Annotated in this window: 23 protein-coding genes and 1 pseudogene; 9 read left to right on the forward strand and 15 right to left on the reverse strand. The window is 39.1% G+C overall.

All coding sequences use genetic code 11. The features are described from left to right. Positions 1-73: 73 nt before the first annotated feature. The gene (locus ACZFYI_RS03205) at positions 74-775 is read left to right on the forward strand and encodes an SGNH/GDSL hydrolase family protein (protein ID WP_462522684.1); all 702 of its coding nucleotides are present in this window, start codon (positions 74-76) and stop codon (positions 773-775) included. Between the two features lie 99 nt (positions 776-874). Continuing rightward, entirely contained in the window at positions 875-1,576 is a 702-nt protein-coding gene (locus tag ACZFYI_RS03210; protein WP_462522685.1) for a DUF4377 domain-containing protein, read from the forward strand. A gap of 71 nt (positions 1,577-1,647) precedes the next feature. On the opposite strand, the gene ACZFYI_RS03215 is transcribed toward ACZFYI_RS03210, so the two are convergent. Together ACZFYI_RS03215 and ACZFYI_RS03220 are read right to left on the reverse strand one after the other, a co-directional pair. Beyond that, positions 1,648-2,037: a DUF1573 domain-containing protein gene (locus tag ACZFYI_RS03215; protein WP_462522686.1), complete on the reverse strand. Its 390-nt coding sequence runs from the start codon at positions 2,035-2,037 to the stop codon at positions 1,648-1,650. A 19-nt stretch (positions 2,038-2,056) separates the two neighbouring features. Next, a complete protein-coding gene (locus ACZFYI_RS03220) occupies positions 2,057-3,505 on the reverse strand; it encodes an ATP-dependent DNA helicase (RefSeq protein ID WP_462522687.1) in 1,449 nt (482 codons plus the stop codon). A gap of 22 nt (positions 3,506-3,527) precedes the next feature. Here ACZFYI_RS03220 and ACZFYI_RS03225 point away from each other — a divergent pair, with 22 nt between their 5' ends. From ACZFYI_RS03225 to coaD, 4 genes are all read left to right on the forward strand, one after another. Beyond that, on the forward strand, positions 3,528-4,031 hold the full coding sequence (locus tag ACZFYI_RS03225) for an NUDIX domain-containing protein (protein ID WP_462522688.1): 504 nt from the start codon (positions 3,528-3,530) through the stop codon (positions 4,029-4,031). 50 nt (positions 4,032-4,081) lie between these two features. Further along, a complete protein-coding gene (locus ACZFYI_RS03230; RefSeq protein WP_462522689.1) occupies positions 4,082-4,663 on the forward strand; it encodes a hypothetical protein in 582 nt (193 codons plus the stop codon). 68 nt (positions 4,664-4,731) lie between these two features. Beyond that, positions 4,732-5,499, forward strand: coding sequence for a DUF3822 family protein (locus ACZFYI_RS03235; protein ID WP_462522690.1), 768 nt, complete (start codon positions 4,732-4,734; stop codon positions 5,497-5,499). Positions 5,500-5,510: 11 nt separating this feature from the next. Continuing rightward, positions 5,511-5,966: a pantetheine-phosphate adenylyltransferase gene (gene coaD, locus ACZFYI_RS03240; protein WP_462522691.1), complete on the forward strand. Its 456-nt coding sequence runs from the start codon at positions 5,511-5,513 to the stop codon at positions 5,964-5,966. Here the strand turns inward: coaD and ACZFYI_RS03245 are convergent. After that, positions 5,954-6,640, reverse strand: coding sequence for an NUDIX hydrolase (locus tag ACZFYI_RS03245; RefSeq protein ID WP_462522692.1), 687 nt, complete (start codon positions 6,638-6,640; stop codon positions 5,954-5,956). The two genes, coaD and ACZFYI_RS03245, sit on opposite strands and share 13 nt — an antisense overlap. Positions 6,641-6,747: 107 nt before the next feature. Here ACZFYI_RS03245 and pyrE point away from each other — a divergent pair, with 107 nt between their 5' ends. Continuing rightward, on the forward strand, positions 6,748-7,392 hold the full coding sequence (pyrE, locus tag ACZFYI_RS03250) for an orotate phosphoribosyltransferase (protein ID WP_462522693.1): 645 nt from the start codon (positions 6,748-6,750) through the stop codon (positions 7,390-7,392). Between the two features lie 23 nt (positions 7,393-7,415). Here pyrE and ACZFYI_RS03255 read toward each other — a convergent pair whose 3' ends face one another. Genes ACZFYI_RS03255 through ACZFYI_RS03265 form a run of 3 tightly spaced genes read right to left on the reverse strand, consistent with a single transcriptional unit; the run spans position 7,416 to position 9,895 of the window. Continuing rightward, positions 7,416-8,180, reverse strand: a complete 765-nt coding sequence (locus ACZFYI_RS03255) for a TIGR02757 family protein (RefSeq protein WP_462522694.1) — start codon at positions 8,178-8,180, stop codon at positions 7,416-7,418. Between the two features lies 1 nt (position 8,181). Further along, entirely contained in the window at positions 8,182-8,736 is a 555-nt protein-coding gene (locus ACZFYI_RS03260; RefSeq protein WP_462522695.1) for a hypothetical protein, read from the reverse strand. Positions 8,737-8,743: 7 nt separating this feature from the next. Continuing rightward, positions 8,744-9,895 carry a LysM peptidoglycan-binding domain-containing protein gene (locus ACZFYI_RS03265; RefSeq protein WP_462522696.1) on the reverse strand — a complete coding sequence of 384 codons (1,152 nt, stop codon included), beginning with the start codon at positions 9,893-9,895 and terminating at the stop codon, positions 8,744-8,746. Positions 9,896-10,252: 357 nt separating this feature from the next. Here ACZFYI_RS03265 and ACZFYI_RS03270 point away from each other — a divergent pair, with 357 nt between their 5' ends. Further along, on the forward strand, positions 10,253-13,438 hold the full coding sequence (locus ACZFYI_RS03270) for a WD40/YVTN/BNR-like repeat-containing protein (RefSeq protein ID WP_462522697.1): 3,186 nt from the start codon (positions 10,253-10,255) through the stop codon (positions 13,436-13,438). 70 nt (positions 13,439-13,508) lie between these two features. On the opposite strand, the gene rfbB is transcribed toward ACZFYI_RS03270, so the two are convergent. The 6 genes from rfbB to ACZFYI_RS03300 form a co-directional block, all read right to left on the reverse strand. Next, on the reverse strand, positions 13,509-14,558 hold the full coding sequence (gene rfbB / locus ACZFYI_RS03275) for a dTDP-glucose 4,6-dehydratase (RefSeq protein ID WP_462522698.1): 1,050 nt from the start codon (positions 14,556-14,558) through the stop codon (positions 13,509-13,511). A gap of 90 nt (positions 14,559-14,648) precedes the next feature. Continuing rightward, positions 14,649-15,701: an NAD-dependent epimerase gene (locus tag ACZFYI_RS03280; RefSeq protein WP_462522699.1), complete on the reverse strand. Its 1,053-nt coding sequence runs from the start codon at positions 15,699-15,701 to the stop codon at positions 14,649-14,651. Positions 15,702-15,797: 96 nt separating this feature from the next. Then, on the reverse strand, positions 15,798-16,961 hold the full coding sequence (locus tag ACZFYI_RS03285; RefSeq protein ID WP_462522700.1) for a glycosyltransferase family 4 protein: 1,164 nt from the start codon (positions 16,959-16,961) through the stop codon (positions 15,798-15,800). 117 nt (positions 16,962-17,078) lie between these two features. Further along, on the reverse strand, positions 17,079-17,279 hold the full coding sequence (locus ACZFYI_RS03290; protein ID WP_259262596.1) for a helix-turn-helix transcriptional regulator: 201 nt from the start codon (positions 17,277-17,279) through the stop codon (positions 17,079-17,081). A gap of 11 nt (positions 17,280-17,290) precedes the next feature. After that, the gene (locus tag ACZFYI_RS03295) at positions 17,291-17,728 is read right to left on the reverse strand and encodes a hypothetical protein (protein ID WP_462522701.1); all 438 of its coding nucleotides are present in this window, start codon (positions 17,726-17,728) and stop codon (positions 17,291-17,293) included. A gap of 25 nt (positions 17,729-17,753) precedes the next feature. Further along, the gene (locus ACZFYI_RS03300; protein ID WP_462522702.1) at positions 17,754-18,200 is read right to left on the reverse strand and encodes a hypothetical protein; all 447 of its coding nucleotides are present in this window, start codon (positions 18,198-18,200) and stop codon (positions 17,754-17,756) included. A gap of 206 nt (positions 18,201-18,406) precedes the next feature. On the opposite strand from ACZFYI_RS03300, the gene proC reads away from it, so the two are divergent. Then, entirely contained in the window at positions 18,407-19,210 is an 804-nt protein-coding gene (gene proC / locus ACZFYI_RS03305; RefSeq protein WP_462522703.1) for a pyrroline-5-carboxylate reductase, read from the forward strand. A 74-nt stretch (positions 19,211-19,284) separates the two neighbouring features. Here the strand turns inward: proC and ACZFYI_RS03310 are convergent, their stop codons facing one another. The 3 genes and pseudogenes from ACZFYI_RS03310 to hisH form a co-directional block, all read right to left on the reverse strand. Then, positions 19,285-19,773, reverse strand: coding sequence for a hypothetical protein (locus ACZFYI_RS03310; protein ID WP_462522704.1), 489 nt, complete (start codon positions 19,771-19,773; stop codon positions 19,285-19,287). Between the two features lie 110 nt (positions 19,774-19,883). Continuing rightward, positions 19,884-20,597 (reverse strand): 1-(5-phosphoribosyl)-5-[(5-phosphoribosylamino)methylideneamino]imidazole-4-carboxamide isomerase, encoded by a 714-nt coding sequence (gene hisA, locus ACZFYI_RS03315; protein WP_462522705.1) that lies wholly within the window; start codon positions 20,595-20,597, stop codon positions 19,884-19,886. A gap of 109 nt (positions 20,598-20,706) precedes the next feature. Then, positions 20,707-20,805: pseudogene (hisH, locus tag ACZFYI_RS03320) on the reverse strand (imidazole glycerol phosphate synthase subunit HisH); the annotation flags it as partial.

Consider the following 20,805-nt stretch of genomic DNA (forward strand, 5'->3'; position numbering starts at 1 on the left):
CATGTAGAAATGGATTCAGATATGGGTACATTTACCTTGATGGAAGAAATTTTCAAATCTTAACCAAAGGGAAATGAAATCAATCGTACTCAAAATCCTCCTAATTTCCAGCCTCTATTTTGGATGTAAGGAAAAAGAAAATACTGAAAAAATGGAAGAAAAAACATATACCTATTTGGCTTTGGGAGATTCATATACCATCGGTGAGGGAGTGGAATCATCAGGCAGATACCCAAATCAAGCTGTCGAAATATTAAAATCAAATAACCTCATTTTTGAGAACCCAACCATCATTGCCAAAACAGGATGGACGACTGACGAGCTGGACAAAGGCATTGAAGCCGCAGGAATTGGAGGAAATACTTATGATTTGGTCACGCTTTTGATCGGAGTAAACAACCAATACCGGGGCCGGTCAGTTTCTGATTACGAGATTGAATTCAGAAAAATGCTGACCAAGTCAATCAATTTCGCAGAAGGAAATCCAAAACATGTTGTGGTCATTTCTATTCCTGATTGGGGAATTACTCCTTTTGCTTCAGAAAGAGGAACCGATCAGCAAAAAGTAGCCAAAGAAATTGATGCCTACAATGCCGCTAAAAAAAGTATTTCAGATGAGCTTGGGGCCCATTACATAGACATCACTGAAGAATATCGAAAAATTGGAGCTTCACCTGAGATGGTTGTTGAAGACAAACTCCATCCGAGTGATTTGGTGTACAAGTCCTGGGCAGAGAAATTGGCAAAAGTAATTCTTGAGGAAATATCATTTTGAGCGACATGTGTTTAGGTTTTTTAACATCCTTAAAATCACATCCTCAATCAAAAAGTATAATTCCTTCGTCTTGGAATTGAACAAACAAAATGTGACTTTATGAAAAACCTCCTGATCTTCTGTTTTGGAATGCTGTTTATGTCTATGTATTCCTGTAAATCCACCAAAATGACTGCAAAACAAAATGTTGAAGAAAAAGTATTTTGGGTGAACAGCAGCAAGGTACCTTGTCAGGGAGTCGGCCCTATGAGTTGCCTTCAGATACAGGAAACAGCTGAAATTGAAGAAGGCAAATGGCTCAATTTTTTCAGTAGCATTGAGGGATTTGACTATAAACCGGGTAATATTTATCAGATTAAAGTAAATGTTGAGCAACTCCCTGCCCCAATTCCCGCAGATGCCTCAAGTCTAAAATACAGTTTGGTCGAGGTAATTTCTCAAAAGACTGACAAAACGCTGCGCATTACTGATATCTTCAAAATAGTGAAAGTGGGCGAAATTGAAAATCCTGTTGGAATGGAAAAAGCATTGACAATAGAGTTCAACGCTGCTGAGAGAGGAATTTTTGGATTTTCCGGGTGTAATACAATAAGGGGACCCATTACAAAACTGACAGAAACAGAAATCGAATTTGGAAATTTGATGAGCACCATGATGGCCTGTCCCCAACCTGAAATGCTATTGGAAAGGGCTGTGACCCAAGCCTTCCACAATACCAAAAAATACACTTTCGAAAACAGAAAACTTATCCTGAAGGATGGGGAAGGAAAAGAATTATTGGTTCTTTTGAAAGTAGACTAGAATACTCCTTAAATAATAAAGCCGATAGTTTTAAATACTATCGGCTTTAATGATAAGATTAGAAATGCTTTTTACTGCCCTTTAGGCAATACATTCACTTTTAGGGATACTTTTTCAATAGGCTCTGAAGCATTGGAATAAATCCGGATAATGGGGTTTTGAGTTCCCATCTTACCTGCTGAATTGTACACTACTTTCAACTCACCTGTTGCTCCCGGAGCAATGGCTTCCTTCGGCCAGTTAGGTGCTGTACAGCCACAAGTTACGGCCACATTCTGAATTTTGAGAGGTCCATCTCCTGTGTTCTTGAAAGTAAAGACATGCTCTACTTTGTCACCTTGGGTAATGCTGCCAAAGTCTTTTTCTTTTTCCTGGAACTCGATTACCGGTCCTTTTTGATCTTGCGAGTAAACGGTAAATGCCATCAGGACAGCTACCATGAATAAAAGGGTCTTTTTCATTTTTGATTGTATTTAGGTTTTAAACTTCTAAATCATTTACATTAAGGTAAAACTTCGGGTGAAAGTTCACCATAAACAGTTCTTTCTTCGCACGGGTCATTGCTGTATAAAGCCATCGGAGGTAATCTTGGTTGACCATATCGTCTGTTAGGTAACCCTGATCGACGAAAACAGCGTCCCATTGCCCACCCTGTGCTTTATGACACGTCAATGCATACGCAAACTTGACCTGCAGTGCCGAAAGATAATAATCTTTTTTTATCAATTCCATTCTTTCGGTCTTGTTTGCAACATCTGCATAATCCTCAGAGACTTGCCGGTATAATTCCCGGTATTGCTCGGTACTCAAAGCCGGATGCGGGCTATAGAGTGTATCGAGGATTACCTTTGCTTCAAAATATGGTTCATCAGGATAGTCGATCAACCTCAATTCCAATGTAGCAAATCTCAGACCATACATTTCTTCAAATGACCTGATCTTGATTACTTCTGCAAAATCGCCGTTTGCAAGGAAATTGACTTTCTCTGATTCGGCCATGTAGACATAATTGTTTTTGACGATCATCAGCATGTCTCCTGCTGCTATTTCATCTTCAAAAAAATGGATGGTCCTTCGGATATATTGGTTGTATTGGACCGCTGATTTGTTTGACCTTGTAATAATCGTTGTGTTTTCGATTCCGTATTTTTCATAGGCATAGCGCAAACCGTCTTCCAATCTTTCACCTGTCATCCTGAAAAAATCTTTGAAACCTGAGGTAACCATCGAAACCGTTGGAGGTTCTTTGGTCAGATTTTGCCGGAGTTGGGTTGCATTGAACAATATTCCCGAGGCAAGCTGCTGCCTCATCACCTCTTTCAATTCCACTCCATCGACCTCAAGCCTAAAATTCCTGATCAAATAATCTTTGTCCAGTCCCGGACTCAATGAACTGCCAACAGGGGGCAATTGGGCGATATCTCCCACCAAGAGCAATTGGTTACTAGATTCCTGAAATACAAAATGAATCAAATCCCGCAGTAAGCTTCTTCCTGAAGCAGTGTCATCTGAAAGCATTGATGCCTCATCAATGATAAATAATGTGTCCTTGAAATAGTTCTTTTGAAGTACGAAACCCTGACCCAAATCCCCGGCTTCGCCTTTTGGCTTATAAATGATTTTATGGATGGTAAAAGCAGCTTTATTGCTATAATTGCCCATGACTTTTGCTGCCCTCCCCGTAGGTGCTAGCAAAAGAGATTTGAGTTTGATCTTGGGAAGGGTTTTTACAAGAGCTGAAATAAGAGAAGTCTTGCCGGTGCCGGCATATCCCCTTAGCAAAAAAGCTTTGCTGATTGTAGGTTTTCGAATCAAAAACCCATCCATTTGCCTGAAAAAATCCATTTGACCTGTGGTGGGTTCAAAAGGAAAATTTCTTCCTAATAGGATTGAAGGCTTTAAATTGTCTTGACTATCTTTACCAATCATCATTGACGAAGCTAAGGCTAATATGACAATTTCGGAAAAGGAACTTCATGAGAAATTTGGGGGAAGGCTAAGGACAAGAGTAAACGGGGTTTTGATCCAAAATGAAAAAATCCTTATGATCAAACATAACATGGGAAATGGCAAATACTTTTGGAATGTGCCTGGTGGAGGAATGAAATATGGGACATCGAGTGAAGTAAATTTAAAGCGGGAGTTTCTTGAAGAAACAGGAATTGAAATTGAAGTCGAGAGTTTCCTATGCAATTATGAATATTTGAATCCACCCCTTCATGCAGTAGAGCTTTATTTTCATGTAAGGCAAATTGGCGGAACTTTGAGCATGGGAAAGGATCCCGAATTGCCAAATGACAAACAGTTGATCACAGAAATACAGTTTCTCGACATCAATTTATTGTCATCCATCAAAAATGAGGAGAAACACCGCTTATTTTGGGGAATAAAATCCGTGAATGATGCGAGATTATGGAAAGGTTATTTTAATTTTGAAAATAATTCTATAAAATAGCATCTTGATTATACCATCAACCTTATCATAAGTTCTAATCAATCCAAAAAATGACACTATCCAGAATTTTATCGATTGTCTTCTTAATCTCCGCCCTTACTCTTGGCTATTTCCTCTACAAAAGTGTGGACGATGTAATGCAACAAGAAAAACTTATCATAGCTACAGAAGCTAGGATTATCGAAAAACTTCAAATGCTTAGAGATGCCCAGGTTGCATATTTGGCTACCAATGGCGTTTATGCAGGTAATTGGAATGATTTAAAGAAATTTATCCAAGATGGTAAGATTTGGCTTGTCCAAAGAACTGAAACAACCAAACTTCTTGAATACGGAAAAGAAGAGATAACCGTCAAATATGATACCCTTGGTTCAGTCAATGTGATAGATTCTTTGTTCAATGAAAGAAAATATCCAAATTTCAATCTGGACAATCTTCAAGTAGTCCCAGGATCGGGCGGAAAGCAGTTTGAGTTTTTTGCTGACAAAGTAGAAAGAACCCAAAGAGAGATTCCTGTATTCGAAATCAGGGATCCTGATCCGATAAATCCGAAAAGAAGACTCAACAATAAAGAGAAGGCTCTTAGAGTTGGATCTAGAACCGATTCTTCTACTTCAGGTAACTGGGAGTAATTTTGGCCATCCTGACAGAAAATAATCTCCAAGAAAAAATTCTATGCGATAAATTTGACCCTCAATTGGTGTCAAGTTTATCGCTTTTCTTATTTGACGATTATTATTTTTATTTTGTCAAAGACCAAAACGGTAAAATATTAGCAATTCATCGACAATCATATGAAAGCCCTAGGTTGTTGGCGTTCAAACTAAAGGATGAAAAACTTTTGAAACTAGATATCCCGGTTCGGGTTTTCAACCATGTCTCACCTTTCTCCTTGGTTCCAGGTATGTTGTTTGAAAGTTCTCTTTCCTCGATCTTTCTGTTTTTTGCAGAAAAGCCAAAAGAAAACATGTTTTTATTTGATACGACATTATCAAGCAATAATCTCCACCTAGTAGGAAGCATTCAAAAGGACCTTTCTGAATTATTGTCGGATAATAAATCAGATATTACTTTCCACCATGGAGCTTCATCTTTTCTTTCATTTGCTCTAAAAGAAAAATTTAACCTCCTGAATCAAGAGATTATGGTCTTGATTCAAAAAGATTTTTTCTATTTGATAGCATTTTCAAATCAGGAACTTTCTTTGTTCAATAAATTTGAAGTAAAAAACAAAGCGGATTTTTTAAAATACACGCTCGGTATTGTCCATCAACTAAATTTCAACAGGTCTTTCTGCCGTGTTTCGGTATTTGGAAATATTTCATCCTATGAAATTGACGAAGATTGGGGGAATTTATATTTTAAAAATTTCAAAATTTCAACTCCTTTTTCAAATATACAGTACCATGAAGGTGCTGAAATATTTCAAAAATCTGAGATATTTGAATCCTATTGGGAACTTCCCTAACATTACAACAGATGAAAAAAATCGCCCTCTTTCCAGGCTCATTTGACCCGTTTACAAAAGGCCATCATGACATTGTACTTCGAAGTCTGAAACTTTTTGATGAAGTAATCATTGCCATAGGGTATAATTCGGCCAAAAAGAACAGATATTTCGAAATTGACATGATGGTTGAAAAAATCAGCAGCCTATATGTAGGGAATGAAAATGTCAAAGTATTGGTATATAATGAATTGACTTCTTCACTTGCCAAAAATCAAAGCGCTAATTTTCTTGTCAGAGGATTGAGAAATACCATTGATTTTGAATATGAAAATACAATCAGTCAGATGAACCGCAATCTTAACCCTGACCTGGAGACTGTTTTTTTAATAACTTCACCAAAGTATGCAAATGTGAGTTCGACAATAATCCGAGAAGTCCATAGATACAACGGCGATGTTTCAGACTATTTGCCTTATGAATTGTGAATTTTAGGCATAATTTTCAAAAATTGCTTGTATAAGTACCGCATGGAAGGATAAGAATTGACCAAAGCCGTCTTGGCTTCCTGGTGTCCCATCCACCGGATATCTACAATCCCCTCTTCTTTTTGGGGTTTCATCCCTGCGTCGTTGATACTTTCCATGACATACCAATATGTCTTTTTCAAAATACTTTTCCGGTCTTGGGTATAAGTATGCCAAGTGTTGGTGATTTTGGAGCCTATTTTGACTTTAATTCCACATTCCTCCTCCACTTCTCGAACCGCACACTGAGCCGGGGTTTCTCCTTTATCAAATTTCCCTTTTGGCAAATCCCATTTTCCCAACCTTAGAATAAAAAGTGCTTTATCTTCTTTGACGACTATGCCACCTGCAGCTTTGATGACTGTAAACCTACTTTTGATAAATGACTTTAGAGCCGGTTTATCAGCACAAACCACACTTACAGAATCTAGATTTTTAAGCTTCCTAGACCTCAGCAGGTAAAGCAATTTGATGATTACGTCCTTGGATGGCTCAATAATGAGGACATCATCATGAAAGTCGCCTGTTGCAGGAATGTCTTCAGGATGGTCATAGATCACTTCAAAAGTTCTGTCTACGGGCAGCTCCTCAGGTGTAAATAGTTCCAGCGGTTTGTCGTTGATAAAAATCTTCATATGATGAAAATCTTGTTCCTTGGTTTTGAAAGGAAGATGACCAAAAATGCATAAAATTTTTAAGCCTGCACAATCCCCGCTTGGAATTTATACCTTAATTTTAGACCATGGAAATATTCGACAAAAAAACCGCTTCAGAAGTAGCTTCAAAGCTAATGGAAATAGAAGCTATAAGATTACAACCCAACAATCCTTTTACCTGGGCTTCGGGCTGGAAGTCCCCGATTTATTGTGATAACAGATTATCTTTATCCTATCCCAAAGTCAGAAAATATATTAAAAATAAGCTTATTGAGGTTATACATCAATATTTTCCTGATGCGGAAGCAATTGCGGGAGTTGCCACAGCAGGAATACCTCAGGGGGCACTTATTGCAGATACCATGGACCTCCCGTTTTTGTATGTCAGATCCAAAGCCAAAGGACATGGCATGGAAAATATGATCGAGGGAAAAGTAACCCCGGGTCAAAAAGTAGTGGTCATTGAAGACTTGGTTTCCACAGGAGGAAGCTCATTGAAGGCAGTGGCTGACCTAAAAGCCTCCGGATTTGAGGTTTTGGGGATGGTCGCTATTTTTACTTATGGTTTTGATGTTGCCAAACAAAACTTTGAAGAAGCAGGGGTGAAATTGGTTTGTCTGAGTGATTACTCATCTATGCTTCCGCAGGCTCTAGCAGATGATTTCATTGATGATTATACCTTAGCTTCGCTCGTAGAGTGGAGAAAAAATCCTGCTGAATGGCCGAAATAAGGATGGATAATAGGAGAAGTGATTCAAAACTTCTCCTCCACTCCCAGTCCAAACAAAGCAAAATCATATTTGACAGGATCAATAGGGTCAAACTCTCTTAGCCTTCGGGTCAACTCTACTGCTGTCCACCAATCGGTCTGTTTCCTAGTAATCAGACCCAATTTTCGTCCTACTCGATCTACATGCAGGTCACAGGGACAAATCAACTGATAGGGCCGAATGGTATCCCAAATACCGAAATCCACACCCTTTTCGTCTTTCCTTACCATCCATCTCAAAAACATATTCAACCGCTTACAGGCCGAATTCCGGTCCGGTGTGGCTACATGTTTTTTGGTCCTGCTTGGAGCAAATGGATCCTGAAAAAAATATTGATGAAAATTTTTCAATAGTACAGACATAATGTCTTCCTCCTCATTCCATCCAATTGTAAAAGCACTTTCCAAAGATTCCTTTTCTTTATAAAAAGCAGAAAAAAACCGGATAAAATAAAGCGTATCCAAATCATTAAAGGTGCGGTGCTTGAAATTCAAGAATGGCTTCAAGTCAGATTCTTTGTGGTGCAACATGAATTGGTAGGGTGAATTATCCATCATTTCCATTAGTTGCAGGCATTTGTTGATGATGGTTTTTCGCTGACCCCATGCCAAAGTTGCGGCAAAAAAACCCGCTATTTCAATATCCTGCTTGATAGAAAACCGATGAGGGATAGAGACTGGATCAAGCTCTATAAATCCAGGTTGGTTATATTGTGTTACTTTTTGATCCAAAAAATCTTTTAAATACATGTCAAATTGCTACTTTGACCTCTCCGCCCTGTATGCCGTCAAACCATTTGAAAGACAGATTTTTATTTTCTTTTTCAGAAAGATGCCAATCAAAGCATTTAATATTGGTCAAAGAGGTTAGAGTATCGGTATCAGGATTGTAAAGACAGATATCAAAATCAGGCAATTCCTTGGAATCTGTGCTGTTCCATTTTTCCAGCAAAATCCCTTCTTCAATAAACCTGACCTTATTTCCAAAATAATGATCCTGCAAGACAGAAGGCACACCATCAATCCTTCTCAGTTGGAAACAGGAAGGCCCAAACATGATTTGTTTATACATTTTGGCTTCCAACAACCCTTCGGTCTGAGGCAATACCATCCATTCAGAGTCCAAAATAACTTCGGCCTTTTTGCCTTTTCTAATTCCTGCAAAAACCCGCGACAACAAAGAAAAAAGATATGTAATACCGACAAATAACAACCCAAATGTAGCCAAAATAGGATATGTCAGCACAAAAATGGAATTCCAGATGAATCTAAAAAAGTGGTGAAATATCAGTTGGCCTTTATTCATGGGGAAATCAATAAGAAATCTCTACCGGGAACCTTGCATTCACTGCCCTAAGCTGGTCATATGCAGCCTTGGACAACTTTACCACAAGTTTGCTGTTGTCTCCTGTATCAGGAAGCTTGCCTACTACTCTTGCAAATATAGTAATGTCATTCTCCTCATTCCTAACTCTCATGATGGTTCCCACAGGAGCTTCTTTGTGAAGGACAAGGTATTTTTTATGGTTGGAAGTTCCTTCTATGACTTCTGCCAAACCGGTTTCTTTGATATTTTTATAAGCAGTACTTCCATTGGTGTCACCTAAATCTCCTTTTGCAGTACTCAAAGTAGCATTGGTTTTTTCATTGTTGATGATGACAGGCACAGAAGAGGTTACTACAGGGACCGTCGAATTGGCTTCTCTTCCTACCTTGAGTTTTTGACCCACAGAGATACTATTCGATCCCAATCCATTCCAGGTCTGTATGTCTTCGATGTTTGCGCTATACTTTTGGGAAATCGAAAACAGGGTTTCTCCCGGGCTTACCGTATGTGTGATCCAGTCCCCCGGCAAGTTTGTCGGCAATGCAGTTTTTGATGGTGTTGGTGTCTCAGCAACCGGATTAGGTGTTTTTGGGGAATTGGGTTTAGGTTCAGAAACAGTATTTACCACGGGAGCAGCTACCGTTGTTACTTTTTCTACTTCTTTAGCTTGAATGACAGGATTGCTAACCGCTTGGGAAGGAGTAGGTTTGGGTTCTACACCTTGGATGATGAGTGACTGACCGACACTAAGATCAGCACCTTGGAGGTTATTCCAGCTTAAAATATCAGAAACGGAGACTCCATATTTTTTGGAAATCGAAAACATCGTTTCTCCGGGGGCAACTTTGTGGAGAGAGGATCCGGAAGGTACAGCTGATTTGGTAACAAATGGGATTCTGATCCGCTGACCGATTTTTATTCCTTCGGAAAGCTGGGCGTTATTTTGCATAATGTCATTGACAGCAACTTGATACCGCCTTGAAATACCAAAAAGTGTTTCTTTTTCATCGACTTGATGAATAATAAAAGTTTTATTTCCAACTTTTTCTATCCCTACTGAATCCCTTGATACTAATTCCTTTGCATTGACCTGAAAACCCAAAACCAAGCAAAATCCTAAAATTGCAATCTTTTTCATGTATATGTAACCTACGTAATTGTGTACAAAGTTCAGATTTATTTTTTCATTTGCAAGGAAACTTACACTTGCACAGGACAATCTTTAGCCCAAATCATCAACGGTCAAAAGTAGGTTTATTATAATAGGAAAGCCTAAAAAAAAATGAAAAACACTATCTGCCAAACTATATTTTCAAACTTTTTTTTTTAATCATTCCTAAAAATTATAGCGATTGATCGGAAGTGGAGGATTTGAATTATCAAAATGGAAAAATCAATCCTCCATCCATCAAACCATTCCCCCCTTTGTATCAAAAGAATATTTTACCTGACCTATTTGAATTTATTTAATATTTAGAAAAGAAAATATCCCTCTATGAAAAAAAGAATATTAACCCAATTGAGCTTTCTTGGTTTGGTGATGCTGTGGATGTTTGCCACACAACCAGCATCGTTAGCGCAGAAAGTTGACATGGATCAATTTAAATCCATGAAAGCGCGCAATGTAGGTCCTGCTGCTATGAGCGGAAGGATAACTGCCATTGATGCCATTGATGAAAATCCACAGATTATTTACGCAGGATCTGCTTCGGGAGGCCTGTGGAAATCAACTTCGGGAGGAATCACCTGGTCCCCGATTTTTGACGAGGAAAAAGTGCATTCAATCGGAGCCATTTCTATTTACCAAAAGAACCCAAGCATTATCTGGGTGGGGACAGGAGAAGGAAATCCAAGAAACTCATTAAATATGGGCTTTGGAGTATACAGATCTATGGATGCAGGTCAGACTTGGCAGCCAATGGGATTGGAAAAAACCAAAGCCATACATAGAATCATAGTGCACCCTGATGACCCTAATACAGTTTACGTCGGAGCTATCGGTTCCCCTTGGGGAGAACAAGAAGACCGTGGCTTGTACAAAACCACAGATGGTGGCAAAACATGGAAAAAAATCCTTTATATAGATACCAAGACTGGTGTCGGAGAGATGATTATGGATCCAAATAATCCCAACAAGATTTTTGTCAATATGTGGGAACATAGGAGATATCCATGGTTTTTCAAATCAGGGGGACCATCTTCAGGCCTCCATGTAACGATAGACGGTGGGGAAACATGGAAAAAACTGGATGATAAAAACGGGCTTCCAAAGGGTGATCTGGGAAGAATGGGACTTGCAATATCTAAAGCCAACAGCCAAAAGGTATATGCTCTGATTGAGTCATCCAAAAATGCCTTGTATGTCTCTGAAGACGGAGGCAGTAATTTCAAGATGATGAATGACAAACCTGAGATCGGTGACCGTCCTTTCTATTATTTTGAAATCCATGCAGATCCCAAAAATGCTGACAGAGTTTATACGCTTTATTCTAGGGTAGGAATGAGTGAGGATGGGGGGCGTTCATTTAATGAGATCTTATCTTATTCTGGAGTTCACCCGGATCACCATGCTTGGTATATCAATCCCAATGATCCAAAATTGATGATCGATGGAAATGACGGAGGATTGAATATTACCCGTGACGGAGGAAAAACCTGGTATTTTGCTGAAAACATTCCTGTTGGGCAATGGTACCATATCAATGTAGACAATGAAGTTCCTTACAATATTTACGGCGGCCTTCAGGACAATGGAAGCTGGGTGGGACCTGCTTATGTCTGGAGAAGAGATGGCATCAGAAACACTTATTGGCAAGAAATCATGTTCGGGGATGGGTTCGATGTAGTACCCGATCCAGCTGATTCCAGATATGGCTACGCCATGTCCCAAGGAGGAAATGTTGGTAGATATGACAAAGAAACCGGACATACGAGAACTGTCAGACCAACCCATCCTGACAAGGATGTCTTTTTGAGGTTCAATTGGAATGCAGCCATTGCCCAGGATCCACACAGCATGACCACCATTTATTATGGAAGTCAGTTTTTGCATAAAAGTACAGACCGTGGTGAGACCTGGGAGATTATCTCCCCGGATTTGACCACCAACGATCCTGAAAAACAAAAGCAACAAGAAACAGGTGGTTTGACCTTTGATGTCACCGGTGCTGAAAACCACACCACCATCATCGCCATTGCTCCAAGTCCTGTAGATCCTAATGTGATATGGGTGGGAACTGATGACGGTAATGTCCAAGTGACCAAAGACGGAGGAAAAACCTGGACCAACACATCAGCCAAGCTTACAGGTCTTCCAAAAGCGAGCTGGATTCCGCAGATCCAAGCATCAAAATATGATGCAGGAGAGGCTTGGATCATTGCCAACAATTACCGGAACAATGATTTCTCAGCCTATGCCTACAGAACCAAAAACTATGGTGCGACTTATGAAAGAATCGCAGATGACAGTAAGGTTTGGGGTTTTGCCCTGTCCATTGTACAAGATCCTGTAGAACCGAACTTGGTTTTCTTGGGGACAGAATATGGCCTGTATGTAAGTTTTGACAATGCCAAAACATGGAACCAATGGAGACATGGCTATCCAAATGCAGTCTCCACTTATGACATGGTAATCCAAGAAAGAGAAGCTGATTTGGTAATCGGAACATTTGGCCGCTCTATTTATGTCCTTGATGATATCAGACCATTGAGAGTTTTTGCAAAAAATTCTGGAAAAACCCCCGTTGAAAAGTTAACAGCAATCGCTGCACCTGATGCCTTTCAGGCAGAAATCCACCAGCCTCACGGTGAAAGGTTCCCTGCAGACGGTAAATATGCAGCTGAAAACAGGGATTTTGGAGGAAGGTTAAGTTTTATCCTCAATGATCCCGGCAAAGAAAAACTTGATTCTGTGGTTGTTTCCATTTTCAATGAAGAAGGAGAACAAATAAGAACAATTAAGAAGCTTCCTACACAAGGTGTGAATAAGGTTTCTTGGAATCTTGACAGAAAGGCAAGTGTAGAAACCCCTTCTTTTCGAGGTGGCGGTGGTGGCCAAGGCGGCAGGGCAAGGGGATTCTATGAAGCAAGCGGAGGCGATGCTTTACCAGGAAAATACAAAGTGGTATTAAAATATGGAGATGAAACCGCGGAAACGGCTATCATGGTGTATTCAGATCCTAGGATTCAACCGAATTTGGCTGACTTGAAAGCTCGAGAAGAATTTATAAAACAAACCGAGGCACTATCAGGTGAAGTCATGAAAGCAACCCGTCAGCTTGATGATGCTAAAAAGACAATAGACAAACTATTGGCCTATGCCAAAGATGTGGATTCTGAATCTGTCAAAGAATTGGTCAAACTTGCCAATGAAACCAAAAAGAAAGTAGATTCTACCAGAGAGGCATTTTACGGTCCTACAAGGGAAGGTCAGGGAATTATCAGAAATCTTTATCCAAGCACCATGACTAGGCTGTTTGCCCCGAGAAGTTATGCCAATTCTTCTTACACAGCACCTGGACCAACAGAGGCAAGACTGTTACAACAAGCCAAAGAGAGTGCTGAGTCTGCTATGAAAGTCTGGAATGATTTCTTCGAAAATGATTGGAAACAATTTGAGGAAAAAGCAAAAGCCACTCAGATCGATATCTTCAAGGAAATCGAAAAAGTGGAAGTGAAATAGCTTCAGTTTATCCTAAATGAAAAACACCCGACCAAATTGGCCGGGTGTTTTTTTATGGTCACTTGGGAAATCATTTCCCGTAATGTTCCTGATAATACTTTTGATAATTGCCTGATGTCACATTTTCTAGCCATGATTCATTCTCCAAATACCAATCAATGGTTTTACTGATACCCTCCTCAAACTGAAGGCTTGGCTCCCACCCTAACTCTTTCTGAATTTTGGATGCATCTATGGCATACCTCAGGTCATGCCCTGCCCGGTCTTTGACATAGGTGATCAGTTTTTCAGATGTTCCTTTTTCCCTTCCGAGCTTTTCATCCATCTTTTGGCACAGAAGCTTCACAATTTCAATATTCATCCATTCATTGAAACCTCCAATATTGTATGTCTCACCATTTTTTCCATGATGAAAAACCATGTCTATAGCCCTCGCATGATCCACGACATACAACCAATCCCTGATATTTTCCCCTTTTCCGTATACCGGAAGAGGCCTGTTATTTTTGATATTGTTGATGCAAAGTGGAATCAACTTTTCAGGAAATTGATTGGGCCCGTAATTATTGGAACAATTTGAGATGACAGTTCTCAACTTGTAGGTATTGCTATATGCCCTTACAAAGTGATCCGAAGCGGCTTTTGAAGCAGAATAAGGAGACTGCGGATCATATGGGGTTGTTTCTGTAAAAAAACCGCCATGATCCAAAGAACCGTAAACTTCATCAGTCGAGACGTGGTAGAAAAGATGGCTTTGGTATTCTTTCCAATAAGATTTCGCCACATTCAATAGATTGACTGTTCCGATCACATTTGTTTTTACAAATGCCAAAGGATCAGTGATCGACCTGTCAACATGTGATTCGGCAGCCAAGTGGATTACATCAGTGATTTGGTGCTTTGAAAAAACTTCGGTCAATGCCTCAACATCCAGAATATTCGCTTTCTCGAAAGTGTAATTTTCGGCATTTTCAATTTCACTGAGATTTTCAAGATTACCCGCATATGTCAAACAATCCAAATTAATAATATGGTAATGAGGATATTTCTGGACAAATAGCTGTACCACATGACAGCCGATAAATCCTGCACCACCTGTAATTAGGATATTTTTTTTCATATCTGAGGATAGAAAGTTTTGGGGATCAAATGAATAGTCATTCGATTTAGTATAGTCGATTGTTTTGCAATCAAAATCCAGAAAGCAAATTTACTTTCCGTAGGATTCTTTATACCAAGCTACGAATTTGGCAACACCCTCTTCCACTGAAGTTTGTGGCTGATATCCTGTATCTCTCTTGAGATCCGTCACATCAGCATAAGTGGCCGGGACATCTCCCGGCTGCAGAGGAAGCATATTCTTAATGGCTTCTTTTCCCAAAGCTTTTTCCAAAGCTCCGATATAATCCATTAATTCTACCGGCTGAGAATTTCCAATATTATAGACTTTAAATGGGGCATACGAAGATCCCGGGTCAGGATCCTGTCCTGTCCATTCAGGATTAGGTTTTGCCGGTCTGTCAGCCACCCTAATTATTCCTTCTACAATATCATCTATGTAGGTGAAGTCCCTTTTCATTTTACCATGGTTGAAAACCTGAATGGGCTTGCCTTTTTCGATTGCCTCAATAAATAAAAACAGAGCCATATCCGGCCTACCCCAAGGGCCATAAACCGTAAAAAACCTCAATCCTGTTGTAGGGATATTGAATAAATGGCTGTAGGTATGTGCCATCAATTCATTTGATTTTTTGGTAGCTGCATATAAACTTACAGGATGGTCTATGTTATCCGAAGTCGAAAATGGCATCTTGGTATTAGCACCATACACAGAACTGGAAGAAGCATAAACCAAATGCTTCACAGGATAGGCCCTGCAGGCCTCAAGAATATTCAAAAATGATTGGATGTTTGCGGTAATATAGGCGTCAGGATTGGTTAGGGAATACCTAACACCTGCTTGGGCAGCAAGATTGATGACTACATCAATTTTTTCTTTTTCAAAGATATCCATCAAAACCGCCTTATCAGAAAGATCCATTTTGTAAAAAGAATACTCAGGGAACTTATTGGATATGGCTTTTTTATTATCAGAAATAGCGTTACGGATTATCCCACATTCTTCAAGCCGTTGATACTTAAGGTTGACGTCATAGTAATCATTGATATTATCAACCCCAACGACAGATTCTCCTCTTTTAAGAAGATAAAGTGCAACATGAAAACCGATAAAACCAGCAGTACCTGTAACGAGATATTTCATTTTCCTTTTTTTAAATTATTTGCTAAAAAACGAATAAAAATTAAAATAATTAACATTATTACGCCTAATTTCTAAGAGTTTTTAGTTTGGACAACTTTAATTATCCTCCAAAGAGTTTAGGCAGTTATTGTAATTCTCTAAAATCAACTGATGCATTTTCTTCCTCTGGTACTTATCCTCTACTTCAGAATACAAATTATCTGCCAATTCCTGCATGACCTCCCTTTTGATATAGGCAAATTCCAAGGCATCTTTCAAAACATCTTTGTTCTTTACAGGAAAAACCAGACCTGTTTTTTTGTTTGTTACTATATCTGTGTTGCCAATTATATCAGAACAAATGATCGGAACCTGCATAGCCCCTGCCTCTAAAAGCACATTGGGGAATCCTTCCCTATGTGAGGCATGAACCAATACATCTGCCAAAGCAAGGTAATGCGCCACATGGTCAGTCCATTCAATTTGAACGATTCTAGGATGGTCTTTTATTTTTCTGACTATTTCCTCATCTATTGGGTTGAGCTCCTGTTCGAAGGACCCAAGCAGAACCAACTTTGACCTTTCTGAAATTTTGGAATCCAAAAAAGCAGTTACCAATTCCTCTATGCCTTTATCCTTTACCAATCTGCCAACAGCCAGGATAATGAAATCATTATCTCCCGGCATAATCCTCATTGTGGCTGCTACAAGGTGGTTTTCTTTCAAGACTCCTCGGTTGAATTTCTCAAGATCTACCCCATTAGACGAGCCATTACCGATCACTTTCAATTTTTCTTGGCCAACCAGATTTTCATCTACTATAAATCTTTTCAGAGAACGGGAATTTGGCCACACATGGGTTGCCCATGAATAGGTAAGCTTTTCGATTTTGACCAGCAAGCTCTTTTTTTGCTTTTCTGCCACCATGTATGGCAAACCTGCAACGGTATGAATCCTAATTTTAACGCCGGCGAGCTTGGATGCCAACATCCCCAATAACCCTGCTTTTGGGGTATGGGTATGAACGATATCGGGTTTTTCTCTTTTTATCAGGTTATAAAGCTGCCATAAGCAGGCAAGGTCTTGCAATGGGGTGATTTTACGTGTAAATGGAATGACCTCATGAGGACAACCTTCCTTTTTTACAATCTCATTTATCTCCTTGCCATCTGCACTGACCATCAATACCTCCCATCCTGCGTCTTTCATAAACTTCATCTGTCCAGAAAGTAAAAGCTTTAATGAAATAGGTACTGTGGTGATTCGGATGATTTTTGACATTCAGTTTTTTGCGTTTAAAATGCCAAATATAACTTTTTATTGTTTTTAGTTGGGTTTAAAATTTCAAAAAAGCATATCTGATTTCCTCTTTACTTTTAATTGGCGATGTATAATGACTCAATCTCCATCCTCTAACTCAAAAATCAATTCCAAAGGCGTCTGGAATACCCGGCCAATTTTGAGCGCAAGGACAGTAGACGGAACATACTTTCCCGCTTCTATGGAATTAATCGTCTGCCGGGAGACACCGATCTTATCCGCAAGGTCCTGTTGGGTCATGTCTTTCTTGGCACGTTCTACTTTTACGGTGTTTTTCATGGAGCCCTGATTTAGATCAATGACAAGGTGTTTTGTTGTCTATACATTACCCATCTGAAGCGAAGTATAAACACCAATTGGATCGAAAACATATTGAAGCCCATAAATTCAAGGTAGCCAACACTATAAAAAACCAAGGTTCCCAATACCGTAAGCAGTCCGTAAACATAAAATGCAATGAGCAAACTGTCCAACCTGAGCTTCTGAATGTACTCGTCTTCTTGCTTTTCTTTGGAAAAAGCGATGAAGAAAAGGGATAGAAAAGTTCCGACAATCGAAATTTCATTTGTGAAATTCTCATTTGATGTATTAAAAATATCTCCTGAACGGAAATTATCCCATGTAAGCCAATCTATTTCGTAATCATAAAATCCATTTAACACCAATAAAATGGCCAAAGGAAAAAACATGATCCAGCCAATCAGCTGAAAGCGGCGAGGTAATAACATTTTTGTCAACATGGTTTTCAAGGATTTAAAGTTCTTTTGAAGATTTCCAGATTTGATATTTGAATGCTGCAAAAACATAGGCACTCAATAGAAACATCACCAATGAAGCTGAAATCGGTGGTCCGGTTAGTATTGAAAAATCAGTTTTACTAAGGAAATGAATGACAATCAACACTCCCAACCCCCACATCAACCAATAAAATCCCGTTTGAAATGCCTGCAACCTAAATAATCGGATCATTTCATCCTCCTCTTTTTCTTTGGAAAGGATAAGAATGATAAAGCCGATTGCCCAAAATGAATAACAGATTTCTGCTACCTCTTCGCCGGAAATTTCTATTCCAATGATTCCGGACAATTGAAATACTTTTAAGATAATCACCAATAAAACAGGCAGTGGAAAAAAGAAAAAGGACAAAGGCCTCCATTTCCTATCCAACATCGGAACATTTAATAATTTATCATTTTTCATAATTGTAAAGATATTTTTACCAAATGTAAAGTTTGTTTTACATTAAGTCAAGTAAAATTGCTAATTTTTTCAATCAACAATTTTATTTTTAAAATAACGTTTCAAAAAAAATGAGGCTTGGGAGATTAGCTTAGGAGGAAAACTCCCAAAAACAAGCATTACTTTTTACCTTTAGGCTATCAAACCTTAAATACAAGAAACCTAACATGCTGAAAGATATCAGAATTGCAATCATCGGTTGCGGAAATCTCGGAACCTCTATAGCCAACGGCTTGCTGGAGCAGGCTGATTTTTTGCCACAAAATCTCCATGTCACCAAAAGAAATCCATCAAGCCTGCTTTATCTTCAGGATAAAGGTGTGCGGGTACATTCTGACAATCAGATCGCTGCAAAAGAAGCGGACATTGTCATACTTGGCGTGAAACCATATAACGTCACGGCAATCCTAAAAGAAATCAAACCTGTTCTAAATCCCAAAAAACAGACCATTGTATCAGTAGCAACAGGGATTACCTTGGATGAAATCTTTCAGGAAATAGAACCACAAACAACTGCCTTCAGGGCAATGCCGAATATTGCTGCTGATATCCGTGAGTCGGTAACCTGTATCTGCGGGCGAAACATCAATGAAACCACAGAAAATCAGGTTAAGGATTTATTTAACAGCGTAGGCTTTAGCATCACCATAGATGAAAGTTTAATGGAAGCAGCGACAGTCCTCGGAGCTTGTGGGATTGCCTATGTGTTGAGGTTTATGAGGGCGATGATACAGGGAGGAATACAGATAGGATTTGATGCCAAGACTGCAAGCAAAATAGTAAATCAGACAGTGAAAGGCGCTGCAGAATTGATGATTCAAAAAAATATCCACCCCGAAGAAGCCATCGATAAAGTCACCACGCCAAAAGGATGTACTATCGTCGGACTCAATGAAATGGAACATCAGGGCTTTTCAGCTGCCATGGTAAGAGGCGTTTTGGCCTCCTATGAAAAAATTGAGAAAAAATAAAAAAACCTGCCCACAAAAATCGATTTGTGGGCAGGAAAGCATGTTTTATTAAAACTTGAAAAGCTAACAAAAACTTATTTTTTCAACAAAACACTAGCCGGTGGAGCCTTTCTATTCTCCCTAGCTGTGGGATGGACAAATGTGTAAAAAAACATCCTCAACTCATATTTTTCTTTGGTCAAAAATATGTTGGACATTCCATCAGTAATATCATTTAGTGTGGACATGTCTTGCTCCTCAAGCCAGTTTTGATCTAGGCTTTTAAATATGGTATTTAAAGGGACAAAAGACATATCATCTTTTTGTATCATAACAGGACTGACAAATTTCCCGTCTTTTACAGTGGCTTTCCCAAAATAACACTCACTTTTCCCTTGATTTATAACCGAAATAACAACATCATGTTGGCCATCGGTTACAGGTTTAGCACCTCTTTCAGTAAACGCTACAAAATAATCGGTATAACAACCTTCAATTCCTTTGGAATGGAAACCGCTATTTGTTTGGGCAAATGTGCCGTAGATGCTGCTTAAAAGCATAAAAGTAATCAATCGGATTTTCATAATATTTGATTTAAAGTTTTAAAATTAATTGAAATCATTTTTTTTTAAAATAGATAATTAAACAGGCTTACAATTTGGTAAATATTTTTGAATTCCATTCTTGGTAAATTTCAAAAATTCCCTAAATCGTCAAGATTAATTCTGCCTTCATAGTAAGCCTTTCCCACAATTGCACCGTAAACTCCTATTTTCTGAAGTTCTTCTAAGTCCTTTAACCCGGCAACTCCCCCACTAGCAATCAGTTTGATTTCAGGAATCTCAGATAAAATGTCTTGATACAAATCCATAGAAGGCCCTTGGAGCAACCCATCTTTTGCCACATCAGTACAGATCACATATTGGATTCCCTTGGAGTGGTAGGATTTTATAAAATCAATCAGATCCATCGTTGTGGTTTCTTCCCAACCTGAAATTGCGATTTTCCGATCTTTGGCATCGGCTCCAAGGATTATTTTCTCTCTCCCAAAGTTTTTAATCCAAGATTCGAACAAAACCGGGTTTTTCACTGCAATACTTCCACCGGTAACCTGATGTGCACCGGATTCAAAAGCGAGATTTATATCAAAATCAGATTGGATGCCTCCTCCAAAATCCACTTTCAGAGAAGTTCCTTCAGAGATACTTTTCAAAACCTCAAGATTGACAATCTTTTTTGCTTTTGCCCCATCCAAATCCACCAAATGCAAACGTTCGATACCTACTCCTTCAAAGCGTTTTGCCATCTCCAAAGGACTGTCATGGTATTCTTTTTTTTGGCTGTAATCTCCTTGGGTTAAGCGGACGCATTTGCCGCCGATAATGTCAATGGCTGGGATGATTTTCATAGGGAAGTTGGGAAGTATGGAAGTGGGAAGTTTGGAAGGTTTGAATTTGGAGGTCAGAAGGAATAGGTAAATTGAATGAGGATAGTCAATTTTTCAATCTTCCAATCTTTCAAATTTTAAGAAAATTCTCCAAGATTCTCTCTCCCACTTTTCCGCTTTTTTCGGGATGCGCTTGCATGGTGTAGAAATTGTCCTTTTGCATCAATCC

This window comes from Aquiflexum sp. (genome assembly GCF_977115555.1).